Source organism: Stenotrophomonas sp. 62841_Sma, assembly GCF_056482945.1.
In genome coordinates this window covers 2,971,067-2,992,919 of the sequence record NZ_CM151224.1, presented here as the reverse complement: position 1 = coordinate 2,992,919, position 21,853 = coordinate 2,971,067, and the positions used below count along the sequence as shown (strand labels likewise).

Below are 21,853 nucleotides of genomic sequence, written 5' to 3'. Positions count from 1 at the left end.
GACCTTGGTCGGCACGCCTTTCCGCATAAAAAGACGGAGGCCGAAGCCTCCGTCGAAACATCACGAACCCCTCGTCCGCGATCAACGCTGCTCGGTGCGGAAATCCACCGGGACCCGCACCACGCTTGCTACTGCGCGGCCGTCATGCACCGCAGGCTGGAACTTCCAGTTCTGCACGGTGTTCAGCACCGCACGCTCCAGGTCGCGGCTGCGCTCGCCGCTGCGCGAAACGATCGCAGCGTTGGCGACATTGCCGCGGGTGTCAACATTCAGGCTGGCGATCACGCTGCCCTGCACGCCACTACGCAGTGCAGCAGCGGGGTAGGTGGGCATGCGGTTGCTGGCCAGAGGGCGTGCTTCGCGATTACGCGCGACCGGCGCAGTCTTGTGCTGGCTGGAGGCCGGGGCGGCCTGGCGCGTTGCAGGTGCTGCTGCATCGGTCACCGCAGCCTGCTCAGGGGCGGGCAACATGCGCTCACCGACCGGTGCCGGCGCCACATCCTCCTGGTTGGAATGGCGCAGCCACAGCAGGGCGGCCGCAAACATCGCCACAATCAGTGCGATCCACATCCAGGGCGACGTGGGCTTGTGCTGCACGCTCGAATCCTGCTGCAGCTGCGGCGAATGAAGGTCTTCGTGGGTGGTGGCAGTCATCGCAAACTCCTTCCGTCAACTGACGACGTGGGAAGTGTTGCCCGAGCCATGGACGGGAAGTGTCAGCGCTGCGTCAACGCCACCGGCAGGGTTCAGTTTGCCTGCCGGGAAGCGTTCAGTTACTGCGTCTTGAAGTCGAACGGTACTTCAATGCTGCCGGGCACGGCCTGGCCATTGCTCTGCGCCGGGGTGAAACGCCAGCGGCGCACCGCGTCGGTGGCGGCACGGTCGAGGTCGCGTGAACCACTGCGCTGGATCACTGTGGCGTTGTTGGGATAGCCGGTGGCGTCCACGTCCACGCGTACCACCACGGTGCCGGTTTCGCCGGCGCGCAGGGCGGCGGCGGGGTACGACGGCGGCGGCGACTGGCCGGCAATCGGCATCGGCTGGCTGTTGCCGGTCGCGGCCGGCGCTGCGCCCGGGGCGGCCGGGGCCGGCTCGGCGATCGGGGCGGGTGGCGGCGGAGCGGTTTCGACCAGCTTCGGCGCTTCCTCCTCCACCGGTGCCGGCTTGGCGTCAGGCATGTCGCTGGAACCGGCTGCAGCGGCCAAGGGTTCCGGCAGGGGCTCGACCTGGGCGGTTTCCTGCGGGGTCTGTGCGGCCGGGTCGGCGCGGAAGAACTCCTTGTCACGGCCGGTCAGCCAGACCAGCACGAACAGCAGCACGCCCACGCCGAAGGCGATGCCGGCGATCTTCAGGGCGTTGCGCGGGATATGCACAGTGAACGACTTGGCGGACGACGAGCGGGGTGCAGACATGGACCGGACCAGTACGGAATAGCCCGATTCTGCCACGCCGGGAATGAACCGGGCGGCAGAAATCCGTATAACAAGCGATAATCCCATCCCTGATACCCACCACGACACCTGCCATGCTTGATCCAGCCCTGCTCCGCCACCAGCCCGCCGACCTCGCCGAACGCCTGCGCACCAGCCGCGGCTTCGAGCTCGACGTGTCTGCCCTGGAGTCCCTGGAGGCCGATCGCAAGCGCATCCAGGTGCGGACCCAGGAGCTGCAGAGCCTGCGTAACAGCCGTTCCAAGGCCATCGGCCAGGCCAAGGCCAAGGGCGAGGACGTCTCGGCCATCATGGCCGAGGTCGCTGCCTTCGCCGACGAGCTGAAGGCCTCGGAAGTGGCGCTGGACGAGCTGCGCGAGAGGATCGACGCCATCTCGATGGGCATTCCGAACCTGCCGGCCGATGACGTGCCGGCCGGTGCCGACGAGAACGACAACGTCGAACAGGCGCGCTGGGGAACCCCGCGCCAGTTCGACTTCAAGGTGCTCGATCACGTCGAACTGGGCGCCCGCAACGGTTGGCTGGACGGCGAAACCGCCGCCAAGCTGTCCGGTTCGCGCTTCACCGTGCTGCGCGGCCCGATTGCGCGCCTGCACCGTGCGCTGGCGCAGTTCATGGTCGACCTGCACACCGGTGAGCACGGCTACGAGGAAACCAACGTACCGCTGCTGGTCAACGCCGACTCGCTGCGCGGTACCAGCCAGCTGCCGAAGTTCGAGGACGACCTGTTCAAGACCGCCGTGGGTGATTCCACGCGTTACCTGATCCCGACCTCGGAAGTGCCGCTGACCAACATCGTGCGCGACGAGATCGTCGACGCCGAGCGCCTGCCGCTGCGCATGACCGCCCACTCGATGTGCTTCCGCGCCGAGGCCGGCAGCGGTGGCCGCGACGTGCGCGGCATGATCCGCCAGCACCAGTTCGAGAAGGTCGAGCTGGTCTCGATCAGCCGCCCGGAAGACAGCGACGCCGAACACCAGCGCATGACCCGTTGCGCCGAAGTGGTGCTGGAAAAGCTGGGCCTGCCGTACCGCAAGGTGCTGCTGTGCACCGGCGACATGGGCTTCTCGGCCATCAAGACCTACGACCTGGAAGTCTGGCTGCCGTCGCAGGAGACCTACCGCGAGATCTCCTCGTGCTCGAACTGTGGTGACTTCCAGGCCCGCCGCATGCAGGCCCGCTGGCGCAACCCGGCCACCGGCAAGCCGGAGCTGGCGCACACGCTGAACGGCTCGGGCGTGGCGGTGGGCCGCGCGATGATCGCGGTGATGGAGAACTACCAGAACGCCGACGGCAGCATCACCGTGCCGGAGGCCCTGCGCCCGTACATGGGCGGCCTGGAAACCATCGGCTGATAGCCTGATGGGGTGGGTGCCATGCTTGCATGGCACTGCTCTGGCTCTGGTGGGTGCCATGCTTGCATGGCACCGTATCCACGCATGGCGTGGATCTACAATGCGGGCTACATCCACGCCATGCGTGGATGAACCGCCGCGATCACTCCGCAGCCCGCAGCTTCTCCAACGGCACCCATCCCGGTTCGCCGGTTCCCGGCACGCACCACGCCCAGCCATTGAGCGTGCGCTCGCCACGCAGCAGCTGCCCGGGATCCACATCCAGTTCCCGCGCGCAGTAGTCTTCCGTGGCAAATGCGCCACCCTGCGCGTCGCGGCTGATTACCGGCGCCGGCACGAATCCCGGCTGCTGGCCCTCTGCCTCGCACAGGAACCAGTCTTCCCAGCCTTCGGGCCCTTCATAACGTTCGCCCACCACCAGCGCCTGGCCACGGCGCAGGGTGATCGGGTGCGGAAATTCGCTGCGATGTGCAGTGGTCACGATGTAGTTCATGGCCCCAGCCTAACGTTCTGGTGAGCGTCGCGCATGGCAGCGTATCCACGCGCACGTGCGGTAGAGCCACGCCATGCGTGGATGACATAGCGCTCAGTCCATACGCCACAAAAAAACGGCCCCGCAAAGCGGGGCCGCCAGGGTGGGCCGGGATGGGGGAGGGGATCCCGGCCCGCGTTCAGCGCCCAGACGAGGAGAGAGCGGCGCCGAACGCTGGAACGCGTTACGCCGCGGCGGCCGCGGCCGCTTCGTGCGACGGCAGCGCAGCCAGTGCGCCAGCAATGGCGTCTTCGCGGTGCTGCGGCGAGTAGGCGATGCCTTCGGCGCGTACGAACTCGACATCGTTGATGCCCCAGAAGGCAAACGTCTGGCGCAGGAACGGCTCCTGGAAGTCCGCGGGCGAATCGGTGTAGATGCCGCCACGGCTGCTGGCGATGATCACCCGCTTGCCACCGGCCAGGCCGACCGGGCCGTTCTCGGTGTACTTGAAGGTGCGCCCGGCCACGGCCACGCGGTCGATCCAGGCCTTCAGGGTGGACGGAATGCTGAAGTTGTACATCGGCGCGCCGATCACCACGATGTCGGCCGCCAGGAACTGCTCGAGTACCTGTTCAGCATCGGCGGCTTCGGCAGCGTCGGCCTTGGCAAGCGATCCGCTGCGCAGGTGCGGTACCGGATTGGCGTCAAGATCGCGATAATCAACCTGCAGGCCGTCGATCTGCTGCGTGAACTGGGCCACCACGGCGGCGGTCAGGTGGCGGGAGACGGAGTTGTCGCCAAGCACGCTGGCGTCGATGTGCAGAAGCTTCATGGCAGTACCTATGTTCGGGAGAGGTGGCGGACTTGCCGCCGACGGAGAGAACGATAGGTTGTTGCAAAGGCGGGATAAAGGTGGTTGAATGCCACGTATTGTTCTAGATATGGAACTCGGGCATGCATGACCTGAATGATCTGTACTACTTCGCGATGGTGGTCGACCATGGCGGATTCGCCGCCGCCGAGCGTGCACTGGGTATCCCCAAGTCGCGCCTGAGCCGCCGCATCAGCCAGCTGGAAACCGACCTGGGCGTTCGCCTGCTGCAGCGCTCCACGCGTCGTTTCGCCGTCACCGATGTCGGCACCAGCGTGCACCGCCACGCGCAGACGATGCTGGCCGAGGCACAGGCCGCACGCGAAGTGGTGGACCGCCTCAGCGCGGAACCGCGCGGCGTGGTGCGCGCCAGCGTGCCGGTATCGCTGGCGCAGATGCAGCTGCCCAAGCTGCTGCCCAAGTTCCTTGAGCAGTACCCGAAGGTGCGCCTGCAGTTGAACATCAGCAACCGCCGCGTGGACATCATCAACGAAGGCTACGACGTGGCCCTGCGCGTGCGCTCGCGCCTGGACGACGATGGCAGCCTGGTGATGCGCAGCTTCGGACAGGTGCAGGAACTGCTGGTGGCCAGCCCGAAGTACCTGGATCGCGCCGGCCGGCCGAAGGATCCTGAAGAGCTGACCCAGCACGTCACCCTAAGCATCAGCGAAGACGAAGCACGCCAGCGCTGGGAGCTGCATGGCCCGGAAGGCGAAGTGCGCCGGGTCGACCTGCAGCCGCGCGTGGCCGGCTTCGACTTCCCGCTGCTGCAGAGCATGGTGAAGGACGGTTTCGGCATCACCATGCTGCCGGAAACCGTGTGCGCCGATGCGGTGCGCAACGGCGAACTGGAAGTGGTGCTGCCGGACTGGTCGCTGCCGCAGGGCGTGTGCCATGCCGTGTTCGCCTCGCGCCGCGGCTTGCTGCCGGCGGTGCGCGTGTTCATCGACTTCCTGGCCGAGCACCTGCCGCCGCAGCTGGAGGCCTCGCGCCTGGATTGCGGTGGCGCCTGTGAAAAGGCCAAGGAGCGGATCAAGGCCAGTGCGCTGGGCGCGCTGGCGGTGGACGCGGGCTGAGGCACCTGGCCGCAACTGCACCGCCGATCTGTGAAACGGTAGCGCCGGGCCATGCCCGGCGTTGCTGCTTTCCGGCCCCGGTCACTTCCGGCCGAACAGCCGATCCCAGAAGCTGCGCCGCGGCGGTGCGGTCGGTGTGGGCTCGGCAACGACCGGCGCTTCCAGCACCGCCATCAGTTCCGCGCTGCGTGGCTTCTTCAGGAAGCGGGCGTAGTCCACGTAGCTGGTCACCTTGCTCATGTGCAGGCGCTCCGGCATTGCCGGCAACGCGCCGCCCTGCAGCAGCACCCGCAGTGCCTGTGGACGGTCCAGGCGGATCGCCTCGAACAGGGCGGTGCCGCCGCAACCGGGTTCGATCTGGTTGGCGCGCTGTGGCGCATCCTTCAACAGCTCTCGCAGCGCATCCGGGTCGTCGCGGTCCACGGCCGCTACAACCCGTGCCAGCGCTTCAGCTTCTTCGGGTGGAAGGCTGTCGCGATAGGCCTGGTCGGCGATCTCGCGCTCGTCGCGCCCATCACCGCCCTGGATGCACAGGAAGTCGGTGACCAGGGCGACCGGAATGCCGGACGTATCCAGCGCCCAGTAGCTCGGATAGACGCCGTCGCCCCAGCCGCTGGTGAATACGACCAGGCCGTGTGGAGAGTCCTCGCCCCAGGGGCGGTACTCGGCGCCTTCATCCAGGCCGTCATGGTCGATCAGCGCATCCGACCATTCGCTGTCTTCGTCGCCATCGGTCTGTTCGATCAGGGCCAGCAGTGCCTGCTGAGTGTTGGTATCCATGAAGCAGCCGATGCCGGCGTCGACCGGATAGCCAATGAAACTGTCCTCATCCAGGCCGGTCAGGTCCTGCGTGGTCCAGCGTGCCATCTGCCAGTGCAGGGCAGACGCAGTGAGGGCTTCGCGAGGCTTGAACCAGACCACGGCCAGCGCCGGGCGGCCGCTGTGCACGATGATTTCGACCGGATGCCGGCCTAGGGGGGCGGTGTAGTCGGCCAGCGCCGGCGCCTCGGCCTGGACCAGCGGATCGCAGACCACCAGATGCCCACTGCTGACCGGCAGATGCCCGGCGAACGTGCGGTGCAGGGCCACTGCGGCCAGCTGGGTGTCGCCCAGCAGGGTGGTGCGCAGGTTGGCCAGATCGAGGTGGGCCATGGGGGCTCCGATTGCAGTGAAGGCCCCACCGTGCCGGATGCGAAGGGCGGGGGCAAGGGTGGTCTTGGGCAAATGCTCTTCACGTGCGAGAATACGCCGCTGCCCGGGCGACCGGGACCCGATTGGAGAGATGGCCGAGCGGTTTAAGGCACCGGTCTTGAAAACCGGCGAAGGGTCAAACCTTCCGTGGGTTCGAATCCCACTCTCTCCGCCAAGACAATGTCTAAGACGCTGTTTGCAGCGGCTTTTTTGTTCTACGTTGCTCGTTCCATGTTTTTGCCCGCATTCTGTGGATTCGTTGTTTCGGCGCTGAAGCGGTCTATGTCCGCTTTCAACCATGCCGCACGCGGCCCACTTGGTTGCCGGCTCCGGTGCGAGAACATTGCGCTCAATCAGATCACTCACGCCTGGCGGCGTCACGGCCGCACCTGCACGCCTCCCGCGACGCGGGTGCGAGGCCAGCCGTGCAGGCCGTTGGCTGTCATCAGGCGCGCCATTCGTTGGAGGCTGGCAGTCTAGCCCTCTTCAGCCAGGTCTTCGCACATGCGGCCAGCCCCCAACGTGCCGCGGCTGCCTTCGTGTAGTTCGCGTATCCGTACGAGCGGCGCTCATTGTCGACTTGCCGGGCGCTCGCAGGGTGCTTTACCCCACTCGTAGTAGCGGCTGGCCGATACCCTCACGCAGCGGCCCATCAGTCGAATCGGAAACCCATCGCGGCGTCGTTCGATTACCCGATTGCTCAGGATGCCTCCGTTGCAAAGAACGTTGCCGCATCTCGAGAAAATCGCGTTCCGTTTGCTTGCGACACGAATTGATGTCTGGACGGATCTGATCTGGCAAGGAGCTGGAAAAGCCATGGAACTCAAGGACGCGGTATCAAGTTCACTGCGACCAGGCCGACTATTGCATTTCTGGGTAGAAGTGCGATTGCTTCTCCACTTCGGTAAATGGAGCTGTCATCAGCGAGGAGTTGGGTTTGAATCTGGATCTTTCGAAGTGGTCGCTTCTGGAAAAGTTGAGCGACTTCCCATTTGTGCTCAGGATGAGCGCGTTCGCCTTGGCTTCGGACTTCGCGTCAGCGATGATTTGGCACAAGAGCATTGTTGAGCTTTCACTGCGCGAGCTGACGGAGCGCCCCGGTCTTGCCCTCGTTTTGATTGTGATCTTCGGGCTTGCAATATCTGTCGGTGCAGTGATGGTGCAGATAGTGGTCCTGACCTGCTCGGTTTAATCGAGACAGTTTTAACTAGAAGACAGCGGGTTGCAGGTTGTGACGGGGTTGCTGCTTGAACTCCGTCGGAGTCAAGTATTGCAGGCTGCTATGGGGTCGCACCTCGTTGTAGTGAACGCGCCAGGCTTCGATCAGCACGGCGGCCTCGCGGCGCGAGCGGAACCACTCGATGGACAGGCATTCGTCGCGCAACTTGCCGTTGAAGCTTTCGTCTGTGCCGTTCTGCCACGGCTTGCCGGGGTCGTTGAGCACGGTGGCGATGCCCGAGTGGGCGATCCACTCCAGAATGGCGTGGCTGACGAACTCCGGCCCGTTGTCCGAACGCATGAACAGCGGCGCGCCGTGCAGGCTCACCAGCCGCGACAGCACTTCGATCACGCGCCTGGAGCGAATGGCCCCGGCCACGTCGATGGCAAGGCACTCTCGGGTGTATTCGTCCACGACGGTCAGGCACTTGATCTGTTGACCACTGGCCGTGGTGTCGAAGACGAAGTCATAGGCCCAGACCATGTTGGCCTTGAAGGGCGTATGAATGCGCGGGCGTACCGAGGCGATGCGCTTGCGTGGACGCTTTCGGGGCACCAGCAGTCCCGCCCGGCGCCACAAGCGATGCGTACGCGACCAACTCAGCTCGAAGCCCTTGCGGCGCAAGAAGATGCGGATGCGGCGGTAGCCGTATCTTGGGTACTGCGCCGAGAGCTCCCGCATCGCAGCGAGCACCGGCGCATCCCTGGCCGGCAGGCGCAACTGATAGCTCGGCGTGGCCCGGGACATTCCGATCAGCCCGCAGGCGCGGCGCAGACTCAGGCCCCGTGCACGCACGAAGTCCAGTTGCTCGCGCCGCGCCAGCGGGCTCACCATTTTTTTGCGTTGATCTCCTTGAGGATCTCAATGTCAAGATCGCGCTCGGCCAGCAGCTTCTTCAAACGGCTGTTCTCAAGCTCCAAGGCCTTGAGGCGTTTGACATCGGCTGCTTGCATCTGCCCGAAGTGCTTGCGCCAAGCGTAGATCGTGGCGTCGCTGACCTTGTGTTTCTTGGCGGCCTCCGCCACCGTCGTGCGATCTGCCTCGCGCAGGATCGTCACCATTTGCTCTTCTGAGAATCGACTCTTCTTCATGGGCTCATCTTCCGATTGGAGCCATCTTCCTAGATATCAATGTCTCGGAGAAACCGGGCAGGTCAGTCCAGTTCGGCCTCATTCCTATCGCTCTTGCGATCCAAGAGCGGCTTCCGGTCGACGAGCGGGATGACTCGTCGCCGCCCATGGGATACGTCACGCAATTTCAGGCAATGAAGCACCTCATGGTACATCCGGACCATCAATGGTTAGCCAGACTTGAGGCCTGCTTGGCAAAGCACCGGGAGGAAGAGCGAGCTTGGTTGGTGACGGTGCGAAATAGCATTGCATGCATGGCACTGAGTGCTGCGAGTTGGTGTTGGGCGGACCAATCACTACTCTCAGTGTGGGCTGACCGTTGGATTTGGACTTATCTGGTTGTCCTCTTGCTCCTGGGGACGCCCTTGATGCTATTCATCTGGAGGGGCTTTGACAGCGAGCCACTCATGTACTGGCCTGATCTCTATGACGTCTTGCGAGCGAAGCGAGAGGAAAACACAAGAAAGCCGGCTTTTGTGAGTCGTGCTTCATCACGAAGATAGACCCCGCTCCCAACATCCGACGTCCCCCGCTTTCAGTAGCGGGGTCCTTTGGAGTCCAGATTTCTTCGTAGTGGCTTTGGCCGCCAACTGTTGGGCATAGGCCGCCGGTGTCAGGTCGCCCATGAGCTTCGCCGGTCGCTCCTCGTTGTATTTCGCTCGCCAGATCTCGAGCTCGAAGTGGGCATGCAGCAGTTTGGGAAAACTGCGCTCGTTGAGGCATTCGACGTAAGGGCGGCCGCTGAACCTCACGACGTAGACGGTCGCCCTCCGGGACGAATCCGGACAAACTAACGACGTCCATCCTTCGGCTTGTTGTGGCACAACGGATAACTTGAGCACGACCGGAAAGCCCCATGCGGCCCATTGCGGTCCACAAACACGCCCACCTTGCACACTGGGCAGCGTTCTTCATTGATGGCCGCGCCTGAAATTGCGGTCACTTTCACTGCCCCGTCCTTCACCAGCTCGTCCAGGAACGGCGAGTGCTTCCCCTGCAGGGTGAACATGGCCACCGACCGCCGCGCACGCGTCAGCGCGACATAGAACAACCGCCGTTCTTCGCTCAGCGGATAGGTATCCCCATCCGGCATCGCCAGCGAAAGCACCGGGTCATCCGCGCGCAGGCTCGGGAAGCTGCGGTTGATCATGCCCGGCAGGATCACGTAGTCCGCTTCGCGCCCCTTCGATCGATGTGCGGTCAGGAACTCGACCTCCATCGTGCTGCCGAAGGCTGTCTTCCAATCCGAAGGCATCGCGCTGCGATCGGCGCGGTAGCGCCCCAGGATGAAGACCGTCACGCGCCCGTTGCGCCCTTGCGGCACCGCCCCGGACAACAACTGCTGATGCAGCTTGGCGAGGTACTGGCGAACGCCATCCTGCACCTCCTCACGCCGATTCATCTGGAACGCCTGCAGCACCGGGCCCATGGCCGTTGCAGCTGAGCGAACTGCTTTGGCGATCTGCGCGGGATTGCGGCTGATGAAGCGGCTGGACACATCGCAGAGCGCCTGTGGGCAGCGGAACGTCTGTTCCAGTTTCAGCACCTGGCCATGGCCCATCCACTCGCGGAATCCGGTCATCACCGAAACGTCGGCCCCGGCGAAGCGGTTGATCGATTGCCAGTCATCGCCCACCGCAAACAGATGGCGGCCTGGTTGGCTGACCAGCGCACGGCAGAGGCGTGCGCGGGCGCGCGAAGCGTCCTGGAATTCATCGGCCATCACCAGATCGTAAGGCGATTCGTAGCGGCCCTGTTCCAGCAGTCCAGCGGCCATATTGAGCATGTCTTCGAAGTCGATGCCACGCTCGTCAGCCAGCGCGTTGTCCCAGGCCTGGAAGACCGGCCCGGCGATTTCCAGGAAGCGACGGTGCCGCTCCTTGAACTGGTCTTCGGGCATCTGCCGCAGGCGTGCGGCCATATCGTCCAGCGTCAGGCAGTTGCTCTTGGCGTGGGCAATGAAGGTGCGCATCAAGCCGATCAGGTCCGCATCGGGCATCGGCTTGGCGCCCTGATCGGGCAGCTCGCGGTCCGGGTTCGGGTCGAGCTCGATGTCGCACTCGCCAAGCTTCTCTGCGAGATCCAGCAGGGCATGCCCGCTGCGCAGGCCAAAGGATGTCGTCTCGACAAGGGCCGTGCCGCGCGCCACATGCTGCTGGCGCTTCCAGTGCATCCCTTCGCTGTAGTTGGCAAAGTGCTTCGGCGGCTGGCCATCGGTATCCAGCGCAAAGTGCTCGTGATACAGCCCGGCGTCCGGATAGTAGAAGTCCGGGCGATACTGGCGATGGGTGTCTGTCGCGGTATCGAACTCGTAGCGCCGCTCGTAGTCGTACGTCACGCCGTTGTAGAAGAGCCAGTCGGCGATCACGCACTCTTCCAGGCTCTTCACCCGTTCCCCCTGCAGGGTGCGGATGTAGGGCGTGCCATCGCGGTCGTAGCCGTCGGCCTCCATTTCCGCGCCGAATGGCGGCAGGTCGCGCCCGAACACCAGGCGGAACATGTCCCATTGGGTGCGGAAGTGGGTCGAGCGGTCCTTCAGGTCGTCCACCAGTTCGGACAGCTTGTTGAAGCCCAGCGTGGCGTCAGTGGTCCATTCGGGGATGTCGGGCTTGCGTCCGGTGGCTTTGGCGACGATGGCCAGGCCGAGGGCGTGGAAGGTCCGGGCTTCAACCACGGTGTCGCCCATGCCGAGCCGGTCGAAGCATCGCTGCGCGCGCTCCTCCAGCTCCTTGGCAGCGTCCTTGTTGAAGGCGAGCATCACGATGCGTTCGGGTGCGACAAAGCCGCGGTCAATGGCATAGGCGGCCTTGGCGACCATGGTGGAGGTCTTCCCGGAACCGGCCGCGGCCACGACCTGGACCCGGTTGTCGAAGCAGATGACGGCGCGGGACTGTTCCTCGGTCAGCGGCTTGCTCTCGACCCGGTCCAGGAAGTCCTTGGCCAGCACCAGCTCCCGCGTCGCCATGGTCGCATTGGCGTCCCCCCATACGGCGGGCCAATCCAGCTGCCAGTCGTGCAGGGCATCCAATGCGGCACGATGGCTATGGGAGTGCAGGTCGTCGTGCACATCCTCATCAAGGAACAGCCGTTCCAGCTCGACCGGCGACAAGGGCAGGGTGGGGCGCTCGGCCAGCAGGATGTGCTGCTGTTCGTGGGTGATCCAGCGGCGGCCGGCGGTGCCCCGGTCAGTGAGGGCGTCGGCCTCGGCCAGCCACGATTGGATCTGCTCCAGGATGTCCTCGAAAAGCGCCTTGCGCCCGCGTGTGGTGCGCGCGAAGAGCACCTGCTGGACAGCAGCCGCGAGGCGGGAAGCCTGGCCGTTGGGCAGGCCGTCCACGGACAGCGTTTCGCCGTCCTCGCTCTGCAGCGCAACCCTGGCCCAGAACAGGCCCGGAAGAATCCGCACACGCTGGTCATCATCGATGTGTTGGCGGTACTGCCGGCCTTCAATCAGAAGCTCGACATGCTCGCCATCCAGCCGCAGCCGCCAGTCCGGCGAGCGGGTCACACGCTGGCCCCAGCCCGAGGGGCGCCATTCCATAGACATCCAGATACTGCCTTGCGTACGTCACTGGGCGTAAAGTGCCCTTACAGCCCCATGATAAGGGGGCTTGATCAGGCGCGTGACTGTTGCCGTGTGGTCGGAGTGGGTTAGGCTGTCGCCATGCCGTAGCGGATGGCTCCGACTACTCCGTGGATGGCGCCCCGGGAAGGAATCCAATGCCTGCAGGAATGTTCTCTACATCTGGCCGCAACTGCCTTCTGGCTGTTGTACTGTCTTTGGCAGCACTGCCTGCGGCGGCGCAATCGTCCACCCCATCACTGTTCTGTGGCTTCTGGACTGAGGAAGCGGACGGAACATGGAGTGTGTCCCGGGAGGTGGACGCAGCAACGGGTGCCACGGCATCGCGCGACACGTACGAATGGACGTCAAACAGCACGCCATTCGGCACTGGCATGGCCAGCAGCTGGACCCTGAATTACTACTGGCCACAAGACGCGACGCGCCAGAAGGCTGTTCCAGAGGCTGAGGTCGTAGTGGTCATGCGTTTCCGTTTTGACGCCAAGGAAATCGGCCAGGAGCCGAAGGATCCCGGACACACCTGGATACACCTGTATCGGTCGGAAGATCCGAACAAGCAGTTTTCGGTCTACTCCACCAGCCTGACAGGCAATATGGACTGGAATCGCCTCCGAAACGGAAACCTCGGCGGAAGGGCTTTTCTGTCTTTGGATACGCTGCTGGCTTACGGTACGGGCCTGGAAAAACTGGTGTGGCACATCCGCGGTGCGCCTAACGCTCTGGGTGTGACGGAAAGTTACGCCAAGGGCGTGCTGCCCATCGCGACGATGCGCAGCAAGCTGGCGAAGATTCCGAAGCTACGTGCTGAACTGGACCGGAAAGCGGGGAAGTTCCGCAGCGAATGCAAGCTGCCGATTGAAGTTTCAGAATAGCGCTGCATTGACGCACAGCACGGCATCGGCCCCGCGGCGGCAGCGTGCCACCGCGGGACTGCCTGCCGTCACGCATTCACATCCACAACAATCCGCCCACGCACCTTGCCCGGAATGATCTGGTCGTAGACGTCCAGCACGCCGGCAAGCCCGATCAACTGCACGGTGCTTTCCAGCTTCTGCGGGTCCAGATCGGTGGCAAGACGATCCCAGGCGCGCTGGCGGACGGCCTGCGGCGCATTCACCGAATCCACGCCGGCAAGCGTCACGTTGCGGAGAATGAAGGGCAGCACCGAGCCATGCAGATCATCACTCTGCGCCAGCCCGCAGGCGGCCACTGCGCCACGGTATTTCGTCTCGGCAATGGCGTTGACGAGGGTGGGGCCGCCCGCCACATCGACCACGCCGGCCCAGCGCTCGGCACTCACCGGCCGCTCGCGCGGGGCTGAAAGCTGCGCGCGGTCGATGATCTCGGCGGCGCCCAGGCTGTGCAGATACTCGGCGTGTTCAGGTCGCCCGGTGGCAGCCACTACGCGATAGCCAAGCTTGGACAGGATCGCCACCGCAATCGAGCCGACGCCGCCGTTGGCGCCGGTGACCAGCACATCGCCCTTCCCGGGCGTCACGCCTGCATCTTCCAGTGCCAGCACGCACAGCATGGCGGTATAGCCTGCTGTGCCGATGGCCATGGCGTCGCGGGTGCTCAGGTTGGCGGGAATCCTGTTGAGCCATTCGCCGCGAACACGGGCACGCTGGGCGAGGCCGCCGTGGTGGCCCATGCTGAGATCCCAGCCGTTCAACACCACGCGGTCACCGGGTTGGAAACCGGCATTGCCCGATTCCAGTACAACGCCAGCCAGATCGATGCCAGGGATCAACGGGAACGTCCGGATCACCGGGCGCGTGCCGGTGAGGGCCAGCGCGTCCTTGTAGTTCAGCGTGGAGTACTCGACCTGCACCAGCACGTCGCCATCCATCAGGTTGGCTTCATCGAAATCGACCAGCTCCGTGGAAACGCCGTCGTTGGTCTTGCGGGTCAGCAGTGCCTTGAAACTCATGGTGCGGTCTCACGTTCAGTGGATGAGCCCATGCTAGGCTCGCACCGTTATCGCAACAAGAACGATGATTTTCCGTAGGTACTATGGTTTTCCGGAGTATGCATGCGTAGCAGGCGTTGGGACGGCAAGAGCGGTTGCGCGGTGGAAGTCACGCTGTCGGTGATGGGCGGCGTGTGGAAGCCGATCATTCTGTTTCACCTGATGACAGGCAAGCGACGCTTCATGGAGCTGACGCGGCGTGTGCCCAACGCCACCCAGTCCATGCTGACCAGCCAGCTGCGGGAACTGGAGGCTGACGGCGTGGTGATCCGCCACGTGTACCCGGAAGTGCCACCGAAGGTGGAATACGAACTGTCTGAATTCGGGCGCACGCTGGTGCCGGTACTCCTTGCCATGCGCGAGTGGGGTGAAACCTATCGCGGCCATAAGAGCGAGGACGCCAACAGCTGAAGGATGAAGGGGCCGCGTACGTGCTTTCGCTGCGCGCGCACTTCGGTTTCGCCAACGGCCGCGGTCACCAGTGGGCAGCGTGTGTCTCGATGGACGTGTCGTGTATGGCTGGATAGGGTGTCCAGATAGCGCACGCCAGCCGGGCACGTTTGCTGGCGAAGTGCATCAGTCGATGGATAACCCGCCATGCCGTGACGCTACCGGCTGGCCCTGGCCACCCGCAGCGCGTCGGGCATCACTGCGCTTACCGCCTTGCTGCATGCCGCGCATGTGGCGCGGGAGAGCGACGATCCCGCGTGCTACCCGTCCGCAGCGCTGGTCGACGGGCTGTTCAACGCCTGCCAGGCCCTGTCGCTGCAGCTGGAATGCTGCCTGGTTCCGTGAAAGACCGCGATGCGGTTCCTGTTCCGTTGACGCCCGCTTGCCTATAGTGGCCCAGGAGCCCTGCAATGGAATGCCCATGCACGTGATGTCCCCCCGCCGTTGTCTGCCGCTGGCACTTGCCGTCGCAGTGAGTGCCAGCGCGTGTGCACGGCCGCCGTCCACCGAGAATGAAAGGAATCCCGCCATGTCCGGCGCAACCCAGACCGGCCGCACGATCAACGGCCACACCTATACCGATGCGCCCGTGGACGTGAAGCTCGGGCCGAATACCTTCCGCATTCCGGCCAATTATCTGGACAGCCAGATCGCACCGTGGCCCGGAGAAGGTGTGACCCTGGTCATCGAATGGCCGGACATGAAGCCGACGCCGCCGGGCGCCCGGGCGAACCCACGTACGAATGATTTCCGGAAGGAGATTCCCATTCGGATCAACTACGTTGATCGGGTTCCCGTCGAAACACTGCTCTCAAGGCTGTCGTCAAATGAAGCCATCACGGAGGAGGGCTCTGTGGAAAGGGAGGATCCCAGGGACCGTCTCGATCAACGCGTTGCACAGCCGGAGACCTTGGGTCTGACGCCCTATGCAATCGATGAAGCGAAGATGGTGTTGTACGCGAAGAAGCATGAGGCGCGGTACGGGAAGCCGCCTGTCCGCAATCCGGCCTATGAGAGAGACTGGTACATCGCACGCCAGGGCGATGGCCGGATCAGCTCGTTCATCAAATGTGACGGCGAGGAATTCCGACGCGATGGCGTGCGGTTGGAGGGGGGCGAGGTGATCAGCGAGCCGGGAGAAGTGGCAGCGGGCTGCGTTCACTATTTCGTGGACATCGACAACAGGCTGTCCATCAGCCTGGACTACAAGAGAGCGTTTCTGAAGGACTGGAAGCGTATGGAAGAGGCCGTCAGGGATGTCATCGCGCGCACCCGGTCCAAGTGATCGGTGGTTCAGGGAAGAGAAGGGGTAAGGCATGAGTGGATTGACCGAACACGATCTCAGAATCCTTGGCAGCTATGCCAGAGATGGCAACCGCGAGCTTTACTGGAACTACCTGTCGCAGCTGCCGGGCGCCGATGGGTACGGGACACTGGCGCTGGGTGTTGTACGCAATGACAGCCTGCCGGGGCGCGTAGCGAACAGCTATGCACAGAGCTACGCGAAGACCCAGCAGGAAGAGGGATCCCGTTTCTCGAATGCACAGTTGACCGAGCGGCAATGGGAGTCCTTCGGGCAGACCCTGCTCGAAAGAGATCTTGAACTGCGGCGGCAGTGGATGAACGAACGCCGCCCAGACCTGGCACTGAATCTTCCCGGCAAGGATGTGATGCTGGCGCACGATCGTGCGTTTGAACGGCATGAACTCGACCCCAATTGCTGGACCCCGCGCGTGCTGCTGGAAGCGGCCGAACAGAAGAGCGGCCCCGCGAAGCTGGAACAGATCTGGACCAACATGCTCAACAACGACTATGCCGGGGGCCCCCGCGTAGGCAACACCAGCGTCGATGCCATCAGCCAGATGGGATGGACGAAGGGTGGCCAGTACCTGACCCGGTTGAGCGTGCTGGAAGCCACCCAGGTACTGGAGGGCCGCTCAGCGGTCGATCCGAACATCATCGGTGGCAACAGCTATTACGCGATGTACTTCGAAGCGGACAGAAAATGGGCCAGCGTCAATGCGGGCAGCGGTCACATGTCGCTGCGCGAGATCACCGATCCCGCCCGTATCGCTGAACTCAACGACGCGCGCGAGGTTCGTCTGGAACGCCAGGAAAAACGTACCCAGTTCCACCCGGACGACCCGTATCGGACCATTACCCGCAGCCCGCTGACCGCAGCGGTGGACGACGTGCCGGATCCCTCACAGGCGCTGACCCGCCTGGCGGACATCGGCCCAGGCCATCGCGAGTACGCACTGATGCAGCAGGTGCGCGAAGGCGTTGCCGCGATCGATGCCAGCGCCGGGCGTACCCACGATGAGAACAGCGAGCGTCTTGTGGCGAGCGTGATGGCCTTGGCCCGCCGCAACCAGCTTGAACGCGCCGATCACGTGCTGCTGAGCGCCCAGACGGCCGACGTTCCCGCAGGGCGGAACGTGTTCGTGGTGCAGGGCGAGATGAACGATCCCGCCCACATGCGCGTCTCGATGCCCACTGACGTGGCGGTGCAGACCCCGGTTGCGCAGTCGCTGCAGCAGATCGAGGCCGCCAGCCTGGACCGCCAACCGGCGGCTGTGCAGCGGCAGCAGGACATTGACGTGCAGGCTCGCGAGAGCCCTGCGATACGGATGGGGTGAAATCACAGCGCCTGGCAGCCAATGCCAGCCCCCGAAAATGGGGGCCAGCACACATCACGGCAGTGCGTGACTTACGGGATGGTGCAGCCGCTGTTCCGCAGGCAGCGGGCAAAAGCCGGGTAGCACACCTTCTCGCCATTGCCCGCTGCGAGGCAGGCCTCGTACGCGGTGTAGCACGGGGTACAGCGGGACTGCGCGGAGGCACTGCCGATTCCCAGGGTCAGTGCAGCAGCCGCAATAGCAACAGACAGCTTGAATCCAATCTTCATGCTTCACTCCGTTGATAGCCCTCCTTGGGCACCTCGGAGGCTAACGTGGGAAGAGGGTGTATTCAACCCGCACCGCGCCCGGATGGGTATCCATCTTCAGCGCCCCGCCCTGGATTTACTTTTGCTGGCGCGTCTGCAGTCTGAGCGGCCACCATGGCTTGTTGCATCTCTTTCAGCGACAGATAGCCATCACCATCGGTGTCCAGGCCCGCGAAGTACTTCGCGATCTCCGGCACCACGTTGGCTTCCTCCTTGCTGATCCTGCCGTCTTTGTTCCTGTCCATCGCGGAAAACGCGGCGTCGATGGAATCGGCCTGCTTGCTGAAACGTTCCTGCTGAAATGTCGCGTACTCGGTCTTGTCGACGCGTCCGTCGTTGTTGGCATCCATGGCGGTGAATGTGGCGTCGATGTAGGCCTGCTTCGGGTCGGCCGGTGAGGCCTGGGCCAGCAACGGGGCAGTGCACAGGGCGATCAACAGAGTGATCCTGGTCATGGGTGATTCTCCTTGAGAATTGCAGATCAGCGGCAGGGATAGGTGTAGCCGTCGGCGCCGCGATAGGTGTCGTTGCGGCGGTCGTAGTTGCCGTAGCGGTTCATGCAGTAGTCGGCGCGCTCGCGGGTCTCACGCTCACGTTTGGCGGCAGCGGCAATCACGCCGGCCACCACCGCTGCACCTACCACGCCCACCACGACACCGGCGGTCTTGGCATCGTGCCGGCGCTCGCGTTCGCGCTCATGATTCCGCTCACGTTCGCGCCGTTCCCATGCATCGCGCTCCCGATCGCGGTAGTCCTGGTTCCACTGCGGGTTGTAGCGGTCGCCACGCTGCGCATGGGCGTCGCCGGCGTACGGCATCAACACCAGCTGCGCAGCGACCGCCAGAATCAGCGCGGTTCTTCCTGTCTTCAGAAACATCGTCCAGCTCCTGTGCGGACATCGTTGGTAGCCGTAGTACACCCCGCAGACATTGCGCGAACCTGCCGTCAGAGCGAGCAATTGCAGCGGCTATCGAACCAGCGCCTCCACAGGATCCAGCTGTGCGGCACGGCGTGCCGGCAGGAAGCCGAAACCAACGCCGATCAGGCTGGAACACACGAATGCAGCCAGAATCGAATTGACGGAGAACACCAGGCTGAAGCCCGCATCGGCCAGCTCCATCACCGCGCCCAGCGCCAGCGCCACGCCGATGCCGAGCACGCCACCGAGCAGGCAGACCAGCACCGATTCGATCAGGAACTGCTGCAGGATGTCGCTGCGTCGCGCGCCCACCGCCATGCGCACGCCGATCTCGCGGGTTCGCTCGGTCACCGAGACCAGCATGATGTTCATGACCCCGATTCCGCCCACCACCAGTGCGATGGCAGCGATGGAGCTGATCATCATGGTCAGGATGCCGGTGGTCTGTTCAATGGATCTACGGATCTGCGCGTTGTTGCTCATGTAGAAATCGGTGCTGCCGTGGCGGCGAGTCAGCAGTCGCGCGATGGCCTGCTCAGCCGCTTCCATGCTGATCGCATCCGAGACGCGCACGGTGATGCTGGAGACGTGGCTCTGCCCCAGTACGCGCGCCATTGCGGTGGTGTAGGGCAGCCATACCCGCAGCAACGATGCATCACCAGTGGTGCCGGCATCCTTCTTCACCACACCCACCACGCGCACCGGGACATTGCCCAGCAGCAGGGTCTGCCCGATCGGATTGTCGGTCGCGGCGAAGAAGCGTGCGCGGGTATTGGCGTCGATCACCACCACCTGCTGGTAGCCGACCACGCCGGGTGGACCGAAGAAGGCGCCCTCGCCGAGCTTCAGGCCATGCACGCGGAAGTACTGCTCGCTGACGCCCTGCACCTGCACACTGGCGGAGCGATTGCCGCGCAGGGCGGTGCCGCTGGTGGCAACACCCGGGGTGGCGCTGTCCACGAATGGCTGCCGGGCCAGGGCCACGCTGTCGCCGGGAGTGAGTGTTTCCACCCGCGCCGAGTGCAGGTCGCCAAAACCGGAACCGGGATAGATCTCGATGGTGCTGGTACCCAACGAGGAGATGTTGGACAGGATGGCCTGCCGTGCACCGGTGCCCAGTGCTACCACCGCCACGACCGAAGCAATGCCGATGATGATTCCGAGCATGGTCAGGAAGGTGCGCATGCGGTGGGCGTTCATCGCGCGCAGTGCCATGCGGAAGGCTTCAGCGAACCGGTCCCGCCAGACCTGCCAGCCGCTGCTACCCACGGATTGGGGCGCGGCTGGCGTCGCCACGCCCGCTGCCAGAGCTGTACCGGTTGCACGATCATCCACGATCCGCCCATCGCGGATTTCGATGATGCGCTGCGCATGCTCGGCCACGGCCATGTCATGCGTGACCAGCACCACAGTATGGCCCTCGGCGTGCAGCTCGCCGAGGATTTTCATCACCTCTTTTCCGGAATGCGTATCCAGCGCACCCGTGGGTTCGTCGGCGAAGATCACCGCGCCACCATTCATCAGCGCACGCGCAATCGAAACGCGTTGCTGCTGGCCGCCCGAGAGCTCGCCAGGGAGATGCTGCATGCGCTCGCCCAGACCCAGCCGCGACAGCAGGGTGGCTGCCCGTGCATGGCGTGCTTCGGCAGGCATGCCGGCGTAGATCGCAGGCACCTCCACATTGCTCAATGCAGTCAGATCGGTCAGCAGGTGGTAGCGCTGGAAGATGAAGCCGAAGTGCTCGCGGCGTAGTTCGGCCAGTTCATCAGGCGACATCTGCGCGGTCTCGCGCCCGGCGATCTGATAGACGCCAGCGGAAGGGCGATCCAGGCAACCCAGGATGTTCATCAGCGTGGACTTGCCCGAACCGGATTGGCCTACGATGGCCACCAGTTCACCTGCGTGAATATCCAGGTCGATGCCGTCGAGTACCATCAGTGTCTGCTCGCCCGCGGCAAATTCACGGCGTACACCGCGAACGCGCAGCAGTGGCTCGGTCATGGTCGTACTCATTTGGGCTGAGCGGGTGCGCTGGTGGCTTCGACGTTGGCCTGCGCCAGCACGACCTGTTCGCCTTCCCTCAGCCCGTGGCGTACTTCCACCTGGATCTGGTCATCCAGCCCGGTGATGATGCGCCGCGCGCTGGCGCGGCCGTCGGCACCACGGACCTGCACGCTGTAGCTGCCATCGACGGCGCGCGCACCCAATGCGGCCGAGGGAATGGTCAGTACATCGTTGGCGCGGCCCAGCACGATGCGAACCTGCGCGGTCATGTAGCTGCGCAGGCGGCCATCGGCGTTGTCCACGTCGAACTGGCCGTTGTAGTACATGGCCGTGCGGCTGCCACCCGACACCGCCGGTGCGGCGAGGCTGGAACTGTCTTCGTTGGTGATCGATTCCGGTGCTGGCGCTATATCCCGAAGCCTGCTGCTGTAGCGGCGACCGGCATCACCAAGAATGGTGAAGAACGCCTCCTGCCCAACAGCGGTGTGTACGACGTCAGCCTCGGAGATCTCGGCGTATACCGTCATCACGTCCTGATTGCCCAGCATCACGATGGTCGGTGCGCTCTGCACCGCATTCACGGTCTGCCCCTGGCGCGCGACCACGGCCAGTACGGTGCCGTCGGTGGGGGCGGTGATGCGGGTGTACTCTAGGTTGGTCTGCGCGACATCGACGTCGGTCTGTCGGCGCGCAACTTCACCGTCCAACGCGGCGATCTGTTCACGGGTGGCGTCGACCTTGGCCTTGGCTGCATCGAAGTCGGCGCGGGCCACCAGCTGCGCGGCAGCCAGTTTCTGCTGCCGATGCAGTGTCAACTCGAACTGGCGCAGGTCGGTGGCCAGTGCATCGCGGTTGGCGCGCGCAGTGCGCTGTGCGGCCTGCGCGCTCAGCAATGCATTGCGCTGAGTACGCGAATCGATATCGGCGATGGGGTCGCCGGCTTTCACTTTGTCGCCCAGTTTCACATGCAGGGTGTCGATGCGGCCGGAGACCTGCGCACCCACGCTGACCAGCCGCGAGGGCTTCAGCGTGCCAGTGGCTTCCACCACCTGTTCGATGTTGCCGCGAACGACCGGCGCAACCTGCAGGTTCGGAGGTGGTGCGGGCCGCAACCATGCAAACAGAATCAGCGCGCTGCACAGCAGGGCGGCAGCAATCATGAGCGCCCGGCGGCGCTTGCGTGGTGCGGCGCTCATCGTCGCAGCATCCAATAGAG

The 21,853-nt window shown here is 64.1% G+C and carries 20 protein-coding genes, 1 tRNA gene and 2 pseudogenes; 8 read left to right on the top strand and 15 right to left on the bottom strand.

The genetic code is table 11. From position 1 onward, the window contains the following. Window positions 1-81 precede the first annotated feature (81 nt). Together ACZK5G_RS14100 and ACZK5G_RS14095 are read right to left on the bottom strand one after the other, a co-directional pair. Complete coding sequence (locus ACZK5G_RS14100; RefSeq protein WP_478463829.1) at window positions 82-654, bottom strand: energy transducer TonB; 573 nt, start codon at window positions 652-654, stop codon at window positions 82-84. Window positions 655-773: 119 nt separating this feature from the next. Beyond that, window positions 774-1,412, bottom strand: coding sequence for an energy transducer TonB (locus ACZK5G_RS14095; RefSeq protein WP_121503608.1), 639 nt, complete (start codon window positions 1,410-1,412; stop codon window positions 774-776). 113 nt (window positions 1,413-1,525) lie between these two features. On the opposite strand from ACZK5G_RS14095, the gene serS reads away from it, so the two are divergent. Further along, window positions 1,526-2,806 carry a serine--tRNA ligase gene (serS, locus tag ACZK5G_RS14090; RefSeq protein ID WP_478463827.1) on the top strand — a complete coding sequence of 427 codons (1,281 nt, stop codon included), beginning with the start codon at window positions 1,526-1,528 and terminating at the stop codon, window positions 2,804-2,806. A gap of 142 nt (window positions 2,807-2,948) precedes the next feature. On the opposite strand, the gene ACZK5G_RS14085 is transcribed toward serS, so the two are convergent. After that, window positions 2,949-3,299 (bottom strand): SH3 domain-containing protein, encoded by a 351-nt coding sequence (locus ACZK5G_RS14085; protein ID WP_478463825.1) that lies wholly within the window; start codon window positions 3,297-3,299, stop codon window positions 2,949-2,951. Window positions 3,300-3,522: 223 nt separating this feature from the next. Beyond that, entirely contained in the window at window positions 3,523-4,110 is a 588-nt protein-coding gene (locus ACZK5G_RS14080) for an FMN-dependent NADH-azoreductase (protein WP_329893673.1), read from the bottom strand. A 122-nt stretch (window positions 4,111-4,232) separates the two neighbouring features. On the opposite strand from ACZK5G_RS14080, the gene ACZK5G_RS14075 reads away from it, so the two are divergent. Then, window positions 4,233-5,225 carry a LysR family transcriptional regulator gene (locus ACZK5G_RS14075; protein ID WP_005410175.1) on the top strand — a complete coding sequence of 331 codons (993 nt, stop codon included), beginning with the start codon at window positions 4,233-4,235 and terminating at the stop codon, window positions 5,223-5,225. Window positions 5,226-5,306: 81 nt separating this feature from the next. On the opposite strand, the gene ACZK5G_RS14070 is transcribed toward ACZK5G_RS14075, so the two are convergent. After that, the gene (locus ACZK5G_RS14070; RefSeq protein WP_478466521.1) at window positions 5,307-6,377 is read right to left on the bottom strand and encodes a DUF4241 domain-containing protein; all 1,071 of its coding nucleotides are present in this window, start codon (window positions 6,375-6,377) and stop codon (window positions 5,307-5,309) included. A gap of 124 nt (window positions 6,378-6,501) precedes the next feature. Between ACZK5G_RS14070 and ACZK5G_RS14065 the strand changes: the two genes are divergently transcribed. Beyond that, a tRNA-Ser gene (locus ACZK5G_RS14065) sits at window positions 6,502-6,591 on the top strand. Between the two features lie 137 nt (window positions 6,592-6,728). Here ACZK5G_RS14065 and ACZK5G_RS14060 read toward each other — a convergent pair. After that, window positions 6,729-7,159, bottom strand: a pseudogene (locus ACZK5G_RS14060) (IS3 family transposase); the annotation flags it as partial. Window positions 7,160-7,353: 194 nt separating this feature from the next. Here ACZK5G_RS14060 and ACZK5G_RS14055 point away from each other — a divergent pair. Then, entirely contained in the window at window positions 7,354-7,608 is a 255-nt protein-coding gene (locus tag ACZK5G_RS14055) for a hypothetical protein (RefSeq protein WP_478463823.1), read from the top strand. A 15-nt stretch (window positions 7,609-7,623) separates the two neighbouring features. Here the strand turns inward: ACZK5G_RS14055 and ACZK5G_RS14050 are convergent. The 3 genes and pseudogenes from ACZK5G_RS14050 to ACZK5G_RS14040 all read right to left on the bottom strand — a co-directional run bounded on the left by ACZK5G_RS14050 (window position 7,624) and on the right by ACZK5G_RS14040 (window position 12,306). Continuing rightward, a protein-coding gene (locus ACZK5G_RS14050; RefSeq protein ID WP_181859227.1) for an IS3 family transposase occupies window positions 7,624-8,726 on the bottom strand; the annotation gives its coding sequence in 2 pieces (ribosomal slippage) (window positions 7,624-8,468 and window positions 8,468-8,726; 1,104 coding nt in all). Between the two features lie 623 nt (window positions 8,727-9,349). Then, window positions 9,350-9,523 (bottom strand): annotated as a pseudogene (locus ACZK5G_RS14045) (integrase core domain-containing protein); the annotation flags it as partial. Window positions 9,524-9,555: 32 nt separating this feature from the next. Next, window positions 9,556-12,306: a UvrD-helicase domain-containing protein gene (locus ACZK5G_RS14040; protein ID WP_478466520.1), complete on the bottom strand. Its 2,751-nt coding sequence runs from the start codon at window positions 12,304-12,306 to the stop codon at window positions 9,556-9,558. A gap of 179 nt (window positions 12,307-12,485) precedes the next feature. On the opposite strand from ACZK5G_RS14040, the gene ACZK5G_RS14035 reads away from it, so the two are divergent. Beyond that, window positions 12,486-13,220, top strand: coding sequence for a hypothetical protein (locus ACZK5G_RS14035; protein ID WP_478463821.1), 735 nt, complete (start codon window positions 12,486-12,488; stop codon window positions 13,218-13,220). A 68-nt stretch (window positions 13,221-13,288) separates the two neighbouring features. Here the strand turns inward: ACZK5G_RS14035 and acuI are convergent, their stop codons facing one another. Further along, window positions 13,289-14,278, bottom strand: a complete 990-nt coding sequence (acuI, locus tag ACZK5G_RS14030) for an acrylyl-CoA reductase (NADPH) (protein ID WP_049398250.1) — start codon at window positions 14,276-14,278, stop codon at window positions 13,289-13,291. A gap of 102 nt (window positions 14,279-14,380) precedes the next feature. On the opposite strand from acuI, the gene ACZK5G_RS14025 reads away from it, so the two are divergent. From ACZK5G_RS14025 to ACZK5G_RS14015, 3 genes are all read left to right on the top strand, one after another. Then, a complete protein-coding gene (locus ACZK5G_RS14025) occupies window positions 14,381-14,728 on the top strand; it encodes a winged helix-turn-helix transcriptional regulator (protein ID WP_049398249.1) in 348 nt (115 codons plus the stop codon). Between the two features lie 460 nt (window positions 14,729-15,188). Then, the gene (locus tag ACZK5G_RS14020; RefSeq protein WP_032128614.1) at window positions 15,189-16,052 is read left to right on the top strand and encodes a Smlt3025 familytype IV secretion system inhibitor; all 864 of its coding nucleotides are present in this window, start codon (window positions 15,189-15,191) and stop codon (window positions 16,050-16,052) included. 31 nt (window positions 16,053-16,083) lie between these two features. After that, the gene (locus tag ACZK5G_RS14015) at window positions 16,084-17,406 is read left to right on the top strand and encodes a Smlt3024 family type IV secretion system effector (RefSeq protein WP_478463818.1); all 1,323 of its coding nucleotides are present in this window, start codon (window positions 16,084-16,086) and stop codon (window positions 17,404-17,406) included. 71 nt (window positions 17,407-17,477) lie between these two features. On the opposite strand, the gene ACZK5G_RS14010 is transcribed toward ACZK5G_RS14015, so the two are convergent. The 5 genes from ACZK5G_RS14010 to ACZK5G_RS13990 form a co-directional block, all read right to left on the bottom strand. Beyond that, on the bottom strand, window positions 17,478-17,675 hold the full coding sequence (locus ACZK5G_RS14010; protein ID WP_032128612.1) for a hypothetical protein: 198 nt from the start codon (window positions 17,673-17,675) through the stop codon (window positions 17,478-17,480). A 62-nt stretch (window positions 17,676-17,737) separates the two neighbouring features. Further along, on the bottom strand, window positions 17,738-18,169 hold the full coding sequence (locus ACZK5G_RS14005; protein WP_478463816.1) for an EF-hand domain-containing protein: 432 nt from the start codon (window positions 18,167-18,169) through the stop codon (window positions 17,738-17,740). A gap of 26 nt (window positions 18,170-18,195) precedes the next feature. Beyond that, window positions 18,196-18,591 (bottom strand): hypothetical protein, encoded by a 396-nt coding sequence (locus ACZK5G_RS14000; protein WP_049398244.1) that lies wholly within the window; start codon window positions 18,589-18,591, stop codon window positions 18,196-18,198. A gap of 90 nt (window positions 18,592-18,681) precedes the next feature. Then, the gene (locus tag ACZK5G_RS13995) at window positions 18,682-20,646 is read right to left on the bottom strand and encodes a MacB family efflux pump subunit (protein ID WP_478463815.1); all 1,965 of its coding nucleotides are present in this window, start codon (window positions 20,644-20,646) and stop codon (window positions 18,682-18,684) included. Continuing rightward, window positions 20,643-21,833, bottom strand: a complete 1,191-nt coding sequence (locus tag ACZK5G_RS13990) for an efflux RND transporter periplasmic adaptor subunit (RefSeq protein ID WP_478463813.1) — start codon at window positions 21,831-21,833, stop codon at window positions 20,643-20,645. The genes ACZK5G_RS13995 and ACZK5G_RS13990 overlap by 4 nt, the downstream gene beginning before the upstream one ends. Window positions 21,834-21,853: the final 20 nt, after the last annotated feature.

Bases quoted from the DNA above. Each gene is read 5' to 3' on its own strand.
- ACZK5G_RS14100 (WP_478463829.1), bottom strand. From the start codon at position 654: ATGACTGCCACCACCCACGAAGACCTTCATTCGCCGCAGCTGCAGCAG.
- ACZK5G_RS14095 (WP_121503608.1), bottom strand. From the start codon at position 1,412: ATGTCTGCACCCCGCTCGTCGTCCGCCAAGTCGTTCACTGTGCATATC.
- serS (WP_478463827.1), top strand. From the start codon at position 1,526: ATGCTTGATCCAGCCCTGCTCCGCCACCAGCCCGCCGACCTCGCCGAA.
- ACZK5G_RS14085 (WP_478463825.1), bottom strand. From the start codon at position 3,299: ATGAACTACATCGTGACCACTGCACATCGCAGCGAATTTCCGCACCCG.
- ACZK5G_RS14080 (WP_329893673.1), bottom strand. From the start codon at position 4,110: ATGAAGCTTCTGCACATCGACGCCAGCGTGCTTGGCGACAACTCCGTC.
- ACZK5G_RS14075 (WP_005410175.1), top strand. From the start codon at position 4,233: ATGCATGACCTGAATGATCTGTACTACTTCGCGATGGTGGTCGACCAT.
- ACZK5G_RS14070 (WP_478466521.1), bottom strand. From the start codon at position 6,377: ATGGCCCACCTCGATCTGGCCAACCTGCGCACCACCCTGCTGGGCGAC.
- ACZK5G_RS14040 (WP_478466520.1), bottom strand. From the start codon at position 12,306: ATGGAATGGCGCCCCTCGGGCTGGGGCCAGCGTGTGACCCGCTCGCCG.
- ACZK5G_RS14035 (WP_478463821.1), top strand. From the start codon at position 12,486: ATGCCTGCAGGAATGTTCTCTACATCTGGCCGCAACTGCCTTCTGGCT.
- acuI (WP_049398250.1), bottom strand. From the start codon at position 14,278: ATGAGTTTCAAGGCACTGCTGACCCGCAAGACCAACGACGGCGTTTCC.
- ACZK5G_RS14025 (WP_049398249.1), top strand. From the start codon at position 14,381: ATGCGTAGCAGGCGTTGGGACGGCAAGAGCGGTTGCGCGGTGGAAGTC.
- ACZK5G_RS14020 (WP_032128614.1), top strand. From the start codon at position 15,189: ATGCACGTGATGTCCCCCCGCCGTTGTCTGCCGCTGGCACTTGCCGTC.
- ACZK5G_RS14015 (WP_478463818.1), top strand. From the start codon at position 16,084: ATGAGTGGATTGACCGAACACGATCTCAGAATCCTTGGCAGCTATGCC.
- ACZK5G_RS14010 (WP_032128612.1), bottom strand. From the start codon at position 17,675: ATGAAGATTGGATTCAAGCTGTCTGTTGCTATTGCGGCTGCTGCACTG.
- ACZK5G_RS14005 (WP_478463816.1), bottom strand. From the start codon at position 18,169: ATGACCAGGATCACTCTGTTGATCGCCCTGTGCACTGCCCCGTTGCTG.
- ACZK5G_RS14000 (WP_049398244.1), bottom strand. From the start codon at position 18,591: ATGTTTCTGAAGACAGGAAGAACCGCGCTGATTCTGGCGGTCGCTGCG.
- ACZK5G_RS13995 (WP_478463815.1), bottom strand. From the start codon at position 20,646: ATGAGTACGACCATGACCGAGCCACTGCTGCGCGTTCGCGGTGTACGC.
- ACZK5G_RS13990 (WP_478463813.1), bottom strand. From the start codon at position 21,833: ATGAGCGCCGCACCACGCAAGCGCCGCCGGGCGCTCATGATTGCTGCC.